General features: G+C 61.2%; 13 protein-coding genes. 9 read left to right on the forward strand and 4 right to left on the reverse strand.

Translation table 11 applies throughout. The features are described 5' to 3' along the window. Positions 1-295: 295 nt before the first annotated feature. From FDN03_RS05935 to FDN03_RS05950, 4 genes are read left to right on the forward strand one after another with little or no spacing between them, the layout of a single operon-like run. Positions 296-1003: a GntR family transcriptional regulator gene (locus tag FDN03_RS05935; protein WP_138175020.1), complete on the forward strand. Its 708-nt coding sequence runs from the start codon at positions 296-298 to the stop codon at positions 1001-1003. Then, a complete protein-coding gene (gene solA, locus FDN03_RS05940; RefSeq protein ID WP_249354328.1) occupies positions 993-2162 on the forward strand; it encodes an N-methyl-L-tryptophan oxidase in 1170 nt (389 codons plus the stop codon). The genes FDN03_RS05935 and solA overlap by 11 nt, the downstream gene beginning before the upstream one ends. Next, positions 2159-3649 (forward strand): sodium:solute symporter family protein, encoded by a 1491-nt coding sequence (locus FDN03_RS05945; RefSeq protein ID WP_138175022.1) that lies wholly within the window; start codon positions 2159-2161, stop codon positions 3647-3649. Before solA ends, FDN03_RS05945 begins: the two co-directional genes overlap by 4 nt. Next, entirely contained in the window at positions 3646-4800 is a 1155-nt protein-coding gene (locus FDN03_RS05950; RefSeq protein ID WP_138175024.1) for an FAD-binding oxidoreductase, read from the forward strand. Before FDN03_RS05945 ends, FDN03_RS05950 begins: the two co-directional genes overlap by 4 nt. A gap of 555 nt (positions 4801-5355) precedes the next feature. On the opposite strand, the gene FDN03_RS05955 is transcribed toward FDN03_RS05950, so the two are convergent. From FDN03_RS05955 to FDN03_RS05965, 3 genes are all read right to left on the reverse strand, one after another. Then, positions 5356-6324, reverse strand: coding sequence for an IS481 family transposase (locus FDN03_RS05955; RefSeq protein ID WP_138175026.1), 969 nt, complete (start codon positions 6322-6324; stop codon positions 5356-5358). A 110-nt stretch (positions 6325-6434) separates the two neighbouring features. Then, positions 6435-6842, reverse strand: coding sequence for a molybdenum cofactor biosynthesis protein MoaE (locus FDN03_RS05960; protein ID WP_138175028.1), 408 nt, complete (start codon positions 6840-6842; stop codon positions 6435-6437). Between the two features lie 22 nt (positions 6843-6864). Continuing rightward, a complete protein-coding gene (locus tag FDN03_RS05965; protein WP_138175030.1) occupies positions 6865-8034 on the reverse strand; it encodes a ThiF family adenylyltransferase in 1170 nt (389 codons plus the stop codon). Positions 8035-8087: 53 nt separating this feature from the next. On the opposite strand from FDN03_RS05965, the gene FDN03_RS05970 reads away from it, so the two are divergent. The 5 genes from FDN03_RS05970 to FDN03_RS05990 all read left to right on the forward strand — a co-directional run bounded on the left by FDN03_RS05970 (position 8088) and on the right by FDN03_RS05990 (position 11783). After that, a complete protein-coding gene (locus FDN03_RS05970) occupies positions 8088-8339 on the forward strand; it encodes a MoaD/ThiS family protein (protein ID WP_138175032.1) in 252 nt (83 codons plus the stop codon). A 3-nt stretch (positions 8340-8342) separates the two neighbouring features. After that, on the forward strand, positions 8343-9575 hold the full coding sequence (gene glp / locus FDN03_RS05975) for a gephyrin-like molybdotransferase Glp (RefSeq protein ID WP_138175034.1): 1233 nt from the start codon (positions 8343-8345) through the stop codon (positions 9573-9575). Further along, positions 9568-10086, forward strand: coding sequence for a cyclic pyranopterin monophosphate synthase MoaC (moaC, locus tag FDN03_RS05980; RefSeq protein WP_138175037.1), 519 nt, complete (start codon positions 9568-9570; stop codon positions 10084-10086). Before glp ends, moaC begins: the two co-directional genes overlap by 8 nt. After that, on the forward strand, positions 10079-10582 hold the full coding sequence (locus tag FDN03_RS05985; RefSeq protein ID WP_246049690.1) for a molybdopterin-binding protein: 504 nt from the start codon (positions 10079-10081) through the stop codon (positions 10580-10582). Before moaC ends, FDN03_RS05985 begins: the two co-directional genes overlap by 8 nt. Before the next feature lie 61 nt (positions 10583-10643). After that, positions 10644-11783 (forward strand): N-formylglutamate amidohydrolase, encoded by a 1140-nt coding sequence (locus tag FDN03_RS05990; RefSeq protein WP_138175042.1) that lies wholly within the window; start codon positions 10644-10646, stop codon positions 11781-11783. On the opposite strand, the gene FDN03_RS05995 is transcribed toward FDN03_RS05990, so the two are convergent. Continuing rightward, positions 11780-13189 (reverse strand): anaerobic C4-dicarboxylate transporter family protein, encoded by a 1410-nt coding sequence (locus FDN03_RS05995; protein ID WP_138175044.1) that lies wholly within the window; start codon positions 13187-13189, stop codon positions 11780-11782. The two genes, FDN03_RS05990 and FDN03_RS05995, sit on opposite strands and share 4 nt — an antisense overlap. Between the last annotated feature and the right edge of the window lie 80 nt (positions 13190-13269).

A 13269-nucleotide genomic window follows, 5' to 3' on the forward strand; every position in this document is an offset into this window, starting at 1 on the left:
GCAGCCAATGTGCTGGCCCTCGGATCGGCCGCCGGGTCGGAGGAGTAACATTCGGCCGTTGCAGACGCGTAAGCGTCGCTCTACTTCACAGTCTTGAATGCGTCAGAACCGGAAGGGCGAAAGCTAAGACACCACCATCTCTCCGTATCCTGCAAGAGAGCACATCCTCCCGGTCTCCTAACACCTAGTTAGGCCTTTCTTGTTCTTGCGCGGAGGAAGCAAGAAGTCATTTGTCCCAAATGTAATGACAATTTAGTAGTTGCCATTATTTATATGTGTGTCTAGGATCACATTCATGAACCAAGCCAGACATGCGGAGATACGGGAGTGGATTGAAAACGAAATCCACTCTGGTCGCCTTTCGATAGGCGATCGATTGCCGACCGAGCGGGAGCTAATGGAACGCTTTGATGTCAGCCGGAACCCAGTCCAGACAGCTATGACAAAACTGGTGGAAACCGGACTGATTCACAGGCGAAGAGGTTCAGGGACAGTCGTCGCCTCCACCGGGTTGCGAAGCAACCTACTTCGTCTCCTGCAAGCTTCAACAGATAAACCAGAAGTCGAAGGCCTCCACCGGGTCATTAGTACAAAGGTGTTGGGTGCCAAAAGCCACCCTTTGTCTACTGGTTTGTTTGACCCCAATACCCCAGTCGCAGAGCTCACGCGCGTCAAGCTAGATGGAAACGATGAAGGAATCGCATTCGAACGTTGCGTCGTGGACCTTCTTCAAGCACCTGACATCCTCAATCAGGATTTAACTACCATCACAACAGCTATGCATTACTTCTCGGTCGGGATCGAAACCCTCTATGCATCTACGGTGATCTCTGCCGTCCACATGCCAGAATCCGAAGCTGCATTCCTCGGCATCGATAGCACCACACCCGTGATTCGACAGCAACGAACAATCCACAACTCAAATGGGGTTCCGATCGAACGCGCAGAATTCTTCTTTCACCCCTCGAAGATCACATTGGAGGTCAGCCAGCTTGAACACTAGTAAAGAAAATCCTGCCGACCAGAAGCGCGTTGGTGTAATTGGGGCAGGAATCATTGGAACAATGGCCGCTTGGCAACTGGCAGCCCGCGGACATCACGTTACTGTCTTTGACCAGTGGAATAGCCCTAACGACCGCGGCGCATCTGCTGGAGAATCGCGAATATTTCGCACCATCTACAAGGAGGGGCCAGAGTACGTCCAGTTCCTTCAAAAGTCCGGGCGAATGTGGCGGGAACTTGAAGCCTCACAAGATGCTCAAGTACTCGAATGGTGCGGTGGTTTAACCATTGGCCGCCCAGATCAACCTGAAGTTGCCGCAGTAGGCGAGCGCGCGCGCACCCAGGGGCTGGAGCACCGCATTCTAGATGCGACTGCCATGCGCGCCGAGTTCCCGCAATACGCAGTGGACGACGATGAGGTGGGGGTCTTTGACCCAGCTGCCGGAGTTTTCCGCCCTGAGCTAGCAGTATTGGCTGCACGAAACGAAGGAGTCCGTCACGGGGTTCAGTACCGCACCTATACCAAGGTTCTGAACATCCGGCCTTTAGCCAATTCGGTCGCGGTCGATACGGCAGAAGGTGCTTCGCTCTTTGACTCCGTAGTTTTGGCAACAGGACCTTGGGCAGAACAACTGGCGGGCTTCGACGTACCACTTGTGCGCGCTAAACGGTTAGTCGCAGCATGGTATCCGGTTCGCGATCTAACAATGCACAAACCAGCAAATATGCCTATTGCTATTCGCCGACATCCAGAAGGAGGATACTCATGTTTCCCATGCCTTGACGGGATGAGTGTCAAAATCCTGCCTCACCATCTTCAATGGCCAGATTTAGGCACAGTCGAGGAGCTGCCCCGTTTCATCGAACCGGAATTCGTGCGCTCAGCCGAAACGACCGTTGCTCGCTTAATGCCTCATCTGGATCCCACTGCTATCCGTGTCTCTACATGGACAGAAGGCTTCACCTCAGATGGCGCACCCATCGTAGGACTCAGTCCTGTAGACGACCGAATTGTGCTCGCAGTGGGCATGTCAGGTCAAGGTTTCAAGTTCTCTCCCATGGTCGGCAGCGTCGTTGCCGATCTCGTTTCTACGGGCTCCTCAGCCGATGCCATCTCCATTATGGACCCATCCCGATTCAACCCAGGAGCTTCGCAATGAATACAAGTGTTGTCGCTCTAATCTCCACCACCGCGCTAATAGTTCTAGGGATCGGCGCGTGGATTTCCTTCTACGTCGGTAAGAAAAACAAGAGTCGCGAAGACTGGATGGTAGGTGGACGCAACCTACCAGTGTACGTCGTTGCCTTCACCCAATACGCCACAGCTGTCGGTGGCGGCGTATTGGTCGCCCATGTGGGTATCGGATATGCCTGGGGACTCTCCGTTTTTTGGTACGAACTCTTTGTGGTTGCTGGGATGCTAATCATTGCAATCTTTGCGAACTGGCTACGCAAAGGAAAATTCTCTACTATCCCGGATATTTTTGTGCGGCTCTACGGAAAGAACAAGGCGCTGCTGACAATCGTCGCGATCGCTGTAATCCTTGTGCCCTTTGGCTGGTTAGCCACTCAGTTCGTTGCTTTCGCCAGCCTCTTTAGCGAAGTCACCGGAATCGCTCTCGCCCCTCTGATTATTGCAATGGCAATCCTCAGCCTCCTCTTTGTACTACCAGGCGGGCTCACTTCAGTAGCGTGGTCAGACTTCTTCTTCGGCGTTTTCATGGTCGGCACCTCAGTCATCATCGCTGTCTATGCAGTCATAAAGGCAGGAGGATGGGGACAGATCGTTGAACGTGTCCCGGAGGACTTCTTCCAAATGCCACAAGGACTGACACTTGCCGGAGTAGGGACAATCGTCCTTTGGTTCTTCGCCATCGTCCCAGGCACACTGACAAACCAGCTGTACTACCAGCGCATCTTCGCATCCCGCTCGGGTAAAGAAGCACGCACTTCCCTATACCTCAGCGCCATCATGGTCGTAATCGCTGGCGGTTATGCCTTCCTAATCGGCGTCTCCGTCAGGTCAATGAACCCATCGTTAGGAACCGACGGGCGAGAGCTAGCAGCAGGCTGGTTCCTTACCAACCTTCCCACCTGGTTGCTCGCCCTCTACGGAGCGTTCCTCATGGCCACAATCGTTTCCACAACCGGATCGGCCTTGCAATCAGTAGTCGCCAACATGATCAACGACCTGCGCGGCGCATTCGTAACCAAACAAACCAGCGAGAAAAAAATCGTCACCCTATCGCGCTGGTGCACAGTCGGTGTTACGGCGGTTGCGGCCTCGTTAGCAATCGTGTACCCGAAAGCACTTGAGTGGCTTGTCGCAACATATTCATACTCCGCAGCGATTCTGGCTGTTCCGCTGCTCGTCGGCATGGTTTTAGCCAAGCGTGTACGTGTCCCAGTTCAAGTCACATTTGCAGCCATGGGCGCAGGCCTACTTGGTTGCTTCATCGCGCACATCATGAAAACGACTATTCCCTACGCAGTATTCGGGATCGTTATCAGCGCCGTCGTCTACTTCCTCATGATGCTGGTTTGGAAGCCGACTCCCGTAGTAACTGATGAAGCTCCCTCACTCGACGCCGAACCGCATAGGACGAACATGGGTGTTCAAGAACAGGAAGGAATGAGCAACGCATGAAAACGATCGTTATAGGGGCCGGAATCCTAGGGCTCGCAGCGGCCTATTCCCTTACAGAGCGAGGCCATGAAGTAATCCTGATTGAAAAGGAGGGCCCATTCGCTGGCGCTAGCCATCGCTCATTCGCTTGGCTCAACGCAAACAATAAGTTCCCGGAATCCTATTACCGTATTAACCGGGAAGGGATTGAGGAACATAAACGTTTCCAACAGGAGTTTCCATCTGAACACACATGGCTTCACCCATCGGGCAACCTCTTAGTAGATTTCGGGAATACCCGCTCAGAGACATACGCGAAGCGTACCGCCGACGCCAATGGTATGGGTTACCCAGTCGAGACCATTGGACTCAACCGTTTACGTGAAATCGAGCCGACGATCCACTGGCCGGACAGCCTGGATTGCGCCTTGTTCTACCCTGAAGAAGCTTGGCTCGACAACGATATACTAGGAGAAGAGCTCCTACGCGTCCTGAATGATCGAGGAGTTGAACTTCGCATCTCTGAAGCAGTCAGCATCGAAACGGACAGCTCCACTGCTCGGGTGAACCTTTCCGACGGTACTAGTATCTCCGCAGACTCAGTCGTGCTGGCCGTAGGAGCATGGACACGTGAGCTGGCTGCAGCTTCTGGTTTCTTCGTTCCCGTTGCCGATCTAGCAGAGCAAACCACCCGAACTCACAGCCTCCTGGGGCTGACAGAACCCGTAGACATTCCGTTGCAGCGAATACTGATCTCGGACCGCGTGAACGTCCGCCCGCGTCACGATGGAAGGATGTGGGTGCAAGTTGCTCGGGTTGAAGAACGTGTAGCTGAGGGAAACAACCCACGAATGCTCGCTGAGGTCGCCAAGGTCATGGGGGAAGAGCTCGAAAGGCTCTTCGACCGACCAGTGCCTATTGAGAAAGTCATCTACTCGGGCCGCAGTTTTCCCGAAGATGGCCACTCGATTATTGGTTTTCTCGACGAGCCAAAGAGACTCTACACAATCGTCACGCATTCAGGCATGACGCTCGGTCCTTTATTTGGCCGACTCGCTGTAGAAGAACTCGAAGGTAAGGATTCTGACTTGCTGGAAGATTTTCGTCCTTCCCGTTTTGCAGACGGGAGAGTCGAAGAAGCAGGGTTCGATTACTTCATTGGGCGGCAGTGACTGCCTAAAATAAGTAACTACCCCACATGCTGTCCTAACATATGGTTTAGTCACTTCGCGCAACAGTGTTGGTTACCCCGAGTCCTGACGCAGTCTTGGCCCGGGGTAACTTTTGCCCCTTTGTGCAAGACCTGCGACTGGGCGGCGGTAGCGAAGAGAATCGGTGTCCACGTCTTGCAATCTATGAGCTGCAAGAAGTCTCAACAGAACAAAGCGCTTCAGCTCAAAAACCGCGAGACTTGAATGACTATTAAATCTCGGGACCATGAGACCCAGCTGCTCACATGACATCACTTTAACAGCTTTAGTTGCTAGACAGCATTTACTCGCCATAAAGAAGCACCGCGCGCTAGAAACAGTGAGACCCTTCGACAATCCGAGCCTAGTTCTCACCTCGCCTCACCTCTGAGCCAACTGTAGGAAGACCTGCCAGATTACGCAACGCCGATATTGCCTTGACAGTTACGTCATCTGCTGCCTGGCGCACTCTTGCACTCCCCCACCTCGAGATGGACGAGCACTTGAGTTGCCAAAGCGCGTACAAATAAGACAGGACTAGATGTAGTCTCCAGTGAGGTTGGGTACGCGGCTGGCTGGTGGTCGACCTTTGAGCGAGGTGTGGCCTCTGTGGTGATTGTAGTCGTGTAGCCATCCATGGAACGCTTTAACCCGCTCGGTTTCCGAGGCGTAGGGCCTGGCGTAGGCCCATTCTTCGAGCATCGTGCGGTTGAACCGTTCGACTTTGCCGTTGGTCTGCGGACGGTACGGCCGGGTTCGCTGGTGTTTGATGGCCTGGCCCAACTCTTCGGCAAACATCTTTGAGCGGTAACAGGAGCCGTTATCGGTCATCACGCGTTTGACCGTGACCCCCACCGAGTCAAAGTATGCGTTGGCCCGCTTCCAGAACCCGGCTGCGGTTTCCTGCTTCTCATCAGTGAGGATCTCGGTGTAGGCCAGCCGGGAATGGTCATCGACCGCGTTGTGCAGGTACGCGTAACCAGGACGCCGGTTGGAGGGGGTGCCAGCCTTGTTCTTCTTCCCTGCCGGCCGGCCAAGGACTTTATGGCCACCGCCGTCAGGAATCCGCCCAAGTTTCTTGATGTCCACGTGGATCAGGTCCCCGGGGTTGGCGTGTTCGTAACGGCGTACTGTGCGTCCCGTGGCCCGGTCCTGCCAGGTGAGCTTCGATAGCCCGTAGCGCGAGAGCACACGATGAACTGTCGAGGGATGCAGGCCCAGTTTGTAACCGATACGGTCCGGCCCCCACCGGTAATTCACTCGTAGTGCGATGATCCGACGTTCACGCCGTAGCGGGGTGCGCCCCGGACTGGTGTGCGGGCGGCTGGAGCGATCCTGCATGCCAGCTTCGCCCTCGAGCCGGTAGCGTTCGGCCCATCGTCTGGCCGTGCTGACCGCGACTTGGAACCGCTCAGCGGCCCGACGGTAGCTCCAACCATCGGTAACGATGCACTTAGCTAGTTCCAAACGTCCTTTGGGCGCAAGGAAGGCGTTAGAGTGGGACATGAAGACCTCCGGGTGAGAAGTGAACTCTTAGACAAGCTCCACCTCACCCGGAGGTCTTCTTTATATCACCTAGCCACGCCGTGTGTACCTAACGTCCGTGGAGATTACAACTAGAGCCCCACCCATTCGGAGGATCCCGAAGTGAAGTGCTGGCGCTTCCAGATGGGCACCTCCGCCTTGATGCGCTCCACCAGATTCTCGATGGCTTCGAAGGCCTCGCGCCGGTGCGCGGCCGCGGATGCCGCAACCAGTGCGGCATCCCCGATGGTCAGGGCCCCGACCCGGTGCACGGCTGCCAGCCGCAGCCCGGTGCGGGCCTCCTCCTCAGCCAGGATCTTCTCCAGGAATTCCTGCGCCTGCGGATGATGCGAGTAGTCCAGCGAGTTCACCGCCTGGCCGCCGTCGTGGTTGCGGATGATCCCGTGGAACAGCACCACGGCTCCGGCAGTGTCCGATTGCACGCCCTGCCTGACGGCGTCCTCATCGATGGGCTGGTCGGTGATCAGTGCGTAGCTCACGTAGCTCCTCTGCTTAAGACTCTTATGACTGCTGGTGCAGCGCGGATTCGGTCAGGTCGGGGGCCAGCTGCGCGACCGCTGGGGCGCCGCCGGGCACATAGGAGGCGGTGATGCCGCGCCCGGCCAGCAGCTGCGCGGCACGCAGGGCCCGCGGACCCCTGGCGCAGTAGACCACCAGGGTTTCGGGCAGCGCCGGCAGCTGCGAGCCCGCGTCGATGGCCGCCTCCAGCTGCGGCAGCGGCAGGTGATGGGAGCCGCGCAGGTTCAGCGCGGCGCGTTCCTGCGGGTTGCGCACATCCAGCAGGAACGGGGGTTCTTGCGAAGCCAGCGCAGCCACCAGCGCCTCGGGGGCCAGCTGCTTGGGCTGCGGCAGGTTGCCGGCACAGAACAGCTCATAGTCGATCAGCTCGGTCACCGGTGGCGCGGTGGGATCCGGCGCGTACTCCAGGGTGCGGGTGCTTGCGCCCAACGCATCGTAGATCAGCACCCGGCCCACCAGCGGATCGCCGATCCCGGTGATCAGCTTCAGCGCCTCGGTGGCCAGCAGCGAGCCGATGGTTCCGCACAGTCCGGGCAGCACACCCCCGGTGGCACAGTCGGCCACGGTGCCCGGGGCCGGCGGGAGCGGGAACAGGTCGCGGTAGCCCGGCCCGTGTTCGTGCCAGGCCACGGACACCTGACCGTGGTGCTGCAGGATTGAGCCCCAAACCAGCGGGATGCCGGTCAGCTGGGCGGCGTCGTTGCTCAGGTAGCGGGTTGGGAAGTTGTCGCTGCCGTCGATCACCAGGTCGTAGCCGGAGAAGATCTCTAACGCGTTCGCGGAGGTCAAGCGCAGGTGGTGTTCGATGATCCGCACCCCGGGGTCCAGGGCGCGCGCGGCGGCGGCCAGCGAGGCGGTTTTGGGCAGCCCGATGTTGGCGGTGGTGTGGGTGATCTGGCGGTGCAGGTTGGACAGCTCCACCACGTCGTCATCCACGATGCCCACGGTGCCCACCCCGGCACCGACCAGGTACGGGATGCAGGCGCTGCCCAGTCCCCCGGCCCCAATCACCAGCACGCGGGCGGCGGCCAGGCGGCGCTGGGACGCCTCCCCGAATCCGGGCAGGGACAGCTGGCGCTGGGCCCGGGCCAGCTGCTCGTCGCTCAGCGCAGGGGCCGGGTCGACCAGGGGCTTAAACGCACGATCACTCATAGTCGGATCCTACGCGCCCGGCCGCGCCGGAGGATAGGCGATAGCATGAAGTCATGTCGCAGATTACGATACGCTACTTCGCCGCGGCGGCGGCCGCGGCGGGCACCGAGCAGGAGCGCTGGGCGCGCCCCGATTCACTGTCCCAGCTGCGCACCGAGCTGGCCGGCGCTTATGGCGATGCCATGGCCCAGGTCCTGCGGGCGGGCAGCTTCCTGATCAACGGGGTGGTCCGGCGCGATGACGGTGAGCTGGGCGATGACGCCGACCTGACCGTGGACGTGCTGCCTCCCTTCGCCGGCGGATAGCCCATGAGCTGCACCCTGGAAACCCACCGCGCGGAAATCGCGGCGCTGCTGGACCCGGTGATCGCGGCGTTGGGCACCCAGACGCTGGGCGTCGACGCCGCCGATCTGCCCGGACGCGTCACCGCGGCCCGCATCACCGCGCCCCTGCCCATTCCCGCCTTCACCAATTCGCAGATGGACGGGTTCGCCGCCCGCAGCGCGGAGCTGGCCGGCGCGAGCGCCGAGCACCCGGTGCAGCTGCCGCTGGGGGTGACCGCCGCGGCCGGGGACCGGCAAATCGAACTGCTGCCCGGCACCGTGTCCCCGGTGATGACCGGGGCCGTGATCCCCTCCGGGGCGGACACCGTCATTCCGGTGGAGGCCACCATGCAGGGCACTTTCGGTCCGCTGGTGCGCCGGGGCGAGGGCGAGCCGAGCGGGGTGGCGACCTTCACGCAGCCCGCGGAGCCCGGGCGCTTCATCCGGCCGCTCGGCCAGGACCTGCAGGCCGGTGCCGTGGTCGCGGAGGCCGGCACCCGGCTGACGCCCACCCTGATCGGCGCGCTGGCAGCCAGTGGCGTGCGCGGGGTTCCGGTGCGCACACGGCTGCGGGTGCTGGTATGCACCACCGGCAATGAGCTGATGGGCGGGACCGCCGAGTCCGGGCGGATCCCCGATTCAAATTCACCGATGCTCGCGGCGGTGCTGCGCGGCTACGGCGCCCAGGTGGAAGTTCTGCGGCTGCCCGATGACGCGCCGGCGCTGACCCGCGAACTGGTCATGCAGGCGCCCCAGGTGGATCTCATCCTCACGGTGGGCGGCATCAGCGCCGGGGCCTACGAGGTGGTGCGCGAGGCGCTGGCCCCCTCCGGCGGCAGTTTCCACCATGTGGCCCTGCAACCCGGTGGCCCGCAGGGTTTCGCCTTGCTGGAGGGCACCCCGGTGCTCTGCTTCCCGGGCAACCCGGTCAGCGCGCTGCTCTCGCTGGAACTGTTCCTGGCCCCCACCCTGCGCCGCCTGGCCGCAGTGGCCGAACCCGTTCCCGAACAGTACGCCCTGGCCAACGAGGTGCATTCCCCGGGCGACAAGCACCAGGTCCGCCGCGGACTGCTCGACGACGGGCAGGTCACCGTGTTGGATCCCGGCTCCCACCTGATTCACGACCTGGCACGGGCCGATGTGCTCGTGCACCTTCCCGTCGGTGTCGCCCACCTTCCGGCCGGCACCAAGGTAGACACTTGGAGATTCCATGACTGACTCAAACACCCCACACGCAGCTGATTCGAACCCGTCCGGCGAGCAGCAGCTGACCCACCTGCGCGCCGATGGCAGCGCGGCCATGGTCGATGTCAGCGACAAGCAGGTCACCAAGCGGGTGGCCACCGCGGAAGCCGTGTTCGTCACCCGCCCGGACGTGGTGCAGATGCTGATGAGCGGCAACCTGCCCAAGGGTGAGGCGCTGGGCACTGCCCGCATCGCCGGGATCATGGCGGCTAAACGTACCTGGGAGCTGGTGCCGTTGTGCCACCCGTTGCCGATTTCGAAGGTGTCGGTGGACTTCACTGCCGAGGAGTCGGCGGTTCGGGTGAGCGCGCAGGTGACCACCAAGGGGGTCACCGGGGTGGAGATGGAGGCGTTGACCGCCGCCAGCGTCGCCGCGCTGACCCTCTATGACATGGTCAAGGCCGTGGACAAGCACGCCGAGGTCACCGGCATCCGGGTACTGGCCAAATCCGGCGGAAAATCCGGGGACTGGGCCCGTGACTGATGCAGCCGCCGCCGTGCGCCGCGCCGGGGTGCTGGTCGCCTCCACCAGCGCAGCCGCCGGGACGAACCCGGACCGCACCGGGCCGGTGATCAGCCAGTGGCTGCAACAGCGCGGCTTCACCGTGGATCTTCGTATTACCGCCGACGGGCCGGAGGTCGGTGTCGGACTGCGCCAGCTGCTGGCGGGTGAACCCCGGCTCATCCTGACCACCGGCGGCACCGGGGTCTCCCCCACCGATCTCACCCCCGAGCAGACGGCGCCGCTGCTGCAGGTGCAGCTGCCCGGAGTCATTGAGGCCATTCGCCGTCGCGGTGAAGCGGTGACCCCGCTGTCCGTCCTCACCCGCGGGGTCGCCGGTTTCGCCGGCTCCTGCCTGATCGTGAACCTGCCTGGCTCCACCGGAGGAGTGCGTGACGGCTTGGCGGTCCTGGACCCGCTGCTGGAACACCTGCTCGAACAGCGCATCACCGGCGGCGGACACGGCCCGCGACACTAGGGGACGGCCCGACCCGGTGCCGCGCCTGCGCCAACCGGTGAAGCAGCAGTAGAGTCAAGTCATGGACACTGCACCAACCTTGATTCCGGCAGGCACCCGATTCCGTTCCGAGGACATTACCCACTGGCAGGGCAAGAATCCGCACGGCACGGACACCACCGGCCAGCCTACGGACTCCCGCACCCTGGAGCAGGCCCTGACCGAGGCCGATCTGCTGGTCAGCACACCCCACTCAGGTGCCGTGATCCCCGAGGAGCTGGCCGGTTATCTTGCCCCAGAACTGACCCAGCGACTGCAGTACGATTTCTCCGATGTGGCCACCGCCTCCGTGGTCCGTCGCTGGGCAGACATTGATCCGCGGATCGTTGCAGTAATCAACCCGCATCCACGTATGGTTCGTGACCCCAACCGGGCTAAACCCGAGGACGTGGTGCAGACCCTGAGTCAGGCCATTGAGCGGGTGGCACAAGCCGGGAAATGGAATCCGGTAGACCTTAGCGGAGTGGATGCGATCCGCCCGGTGACATTTTCCTTCTTCCCCATCCTGCAAATCCCCGAAGACCATGAGGCGCTGCAGAAACTGTGCCAGGACTTCGCCGACACCGCCGAGCAGGGATTGGGTGTCTACGAGCGGACCCGTGACGAGTTGCTGGAGCGGCTGCTGCAGATCAGGCATGCGGCCGCCACCCCGGGTGCCGAGACGTCGCTGAGCTTCCTTTCCTTCCACGACACCATGAACACGACCACCACTGCGCAAGGCGCGGTTAATGTGCCGCGCAAGCCCGAAGACCGGTTGCCCAACGTGGTGGCGCTGTCCAACCGCGGGGATCAGCGCGGTGAAGCCCGTACCGAAGAGGACCCGCCCAGCATGAATCCGCAACGTCTGCGCCGCTTGGCGGAGGCGCACCGGGCGGCGTTCGAGGTCGCCAGTGCGGATGAGGTTCAGCTGAACACCCCTTACCTGGGCAGCCAGGAAATCATTGCCGCACGCGAACGCTTCTCAGACTTCCACCACCGGCACCCGGACTCGGCCCTGCTCACCGACGCGGTGCAGGCGGAGTTCCGTCGCGAATACCTGCATGGTCAGGCATTCACTGCGCAACTGCACGAGCCGGGAACCTCTTGGCCACAGGAAGACCCGCAGCAAGTGGAGTTCCTGGCCCGCGCCTGCAAAGCTGCCTGGGACCGCTACCGCGGCTAGAACGCGTCCACGGCCAGGCCAATGACCGATCCGGCGATGATGGTGGTAACGGCCAGAATAATGCTGGGAAGGAAGAAGGAGTGATCCACCAGCTTGGTGCCGAGCTTGGTGCTGCCGCTGTCATCAAAGTTTGCGGCAGCGATCTGTGAGCCGTTGGTCGGCAGCAGGTAGATTCCGGCAAATGCGCCAGCCCACATGCCTGAGAGCAGTCCCAGTGGCAAACCGGCGCTCAGCGCGATCGGCACTGCGGTGTTCGTCGCCGTGGACTGGCTGGTGGTCAGCACGCAGATCAGGAACACGCCCAGGGCGAAGATCCACGGCGCCTGCCCGATCAGTGCCCCTACGCCGTTGCTGACCAGGTCGCTGTGGGCTTCGAGGAAGGTGCTGGTCAGCCAGGCCAGACCGAACAGTGCGATAGCCGAGACCATGCCTGCTTTGAACACCGTAGAGGAGGGAATGTCCCCCACCTTCGGGCGGGCCACCATGATGATCACTGTTCCGGCCACGAACATGATCACCGGGATCAGCTGGCTCATTTCCATGCGCGTTTCGGCGCCGAAGGGCGGGCGCAGCGATGGGAACAGTCCGAACACCACGATCGCCAGCACTCCGGTAAAGAAGATCAGAGCAGCGTTGCGGCCGGCGGCCGTCGGCTCCGGAATTGCGGCCTTCGCCGGAGCGGTAGACAGGTGGGTCCTTGGCGCGCCTGTGCCGGAACGGTGTGCATCCGCGGCGGCCTTGACCGCGGCAGCTCCGGCCGGCGGCGGAATTTCCCCCGCCGCGATTTTCGCCTGGATCTGGGGGTCGTCCTCAATGTCCTTGCCCAGCTTGTTCACGATGAAGGCAGACACCACGATCCCGATCAGGGCTGCGGGCAGGGTGATCATGATGATGTTGATCATTTCGAAGCCAAGTTCGCTGGTGAACCCAATCATTGCTGCCATGGCCGCAGAAACCGGGCTGGCCGCCAAGGCCACACCGGTGGCCACCACCGAGAGCGATAGCGGCCGGGATGGACGGATCCCGTTTTGGTAGGCGACATCCTTGATGACCGGCAGCAGCGGATAAAGGATGTTCGAAGTACCGGCTCCGACAGAAAAGAGGAAGGAAATCAGCGGGGCGACAAAGGTAATCATCTTCGGGTTCTTGGCGATGGCCTTCGCTGCAACAGCCACCATCCAGTCAATGCCGCCGGATTGCTGCATCACCGCCGCAGAGAGCACCACGGCCAGCACAATGATGATGGCCGAGGTGGGAATCGCCCCGGGCTGCAGACCGAAGCCAAAGACCAGCACTGCAACGCCGGTTCCTCCCCACAGCCCCAGGCCGACGCCGCTGGAGCGGGTGCCCATCAGGATCGCCAGGATGACAACCGCTAGTTCGAGTAAGACCTTTACTGTTTCCACGTGGTGACTCCGTTATTCGGGCTGTAGGCCTACAGCGCGTGAGCCTTGCTTCAAGGGCAGGTATTTCCCATTAGATCACC

Source organism: Glutamicibacter sp. V16R2B1 (assembly GCF_005774635.1).
Taxonomy (GTDB): domain Bacteria; phylum Actinomycetota; class Actinomycetes; order Actinomycetales; family Micrococcaceae; genus Glutamicibacter; species Glutamicibacter creatinolyticus.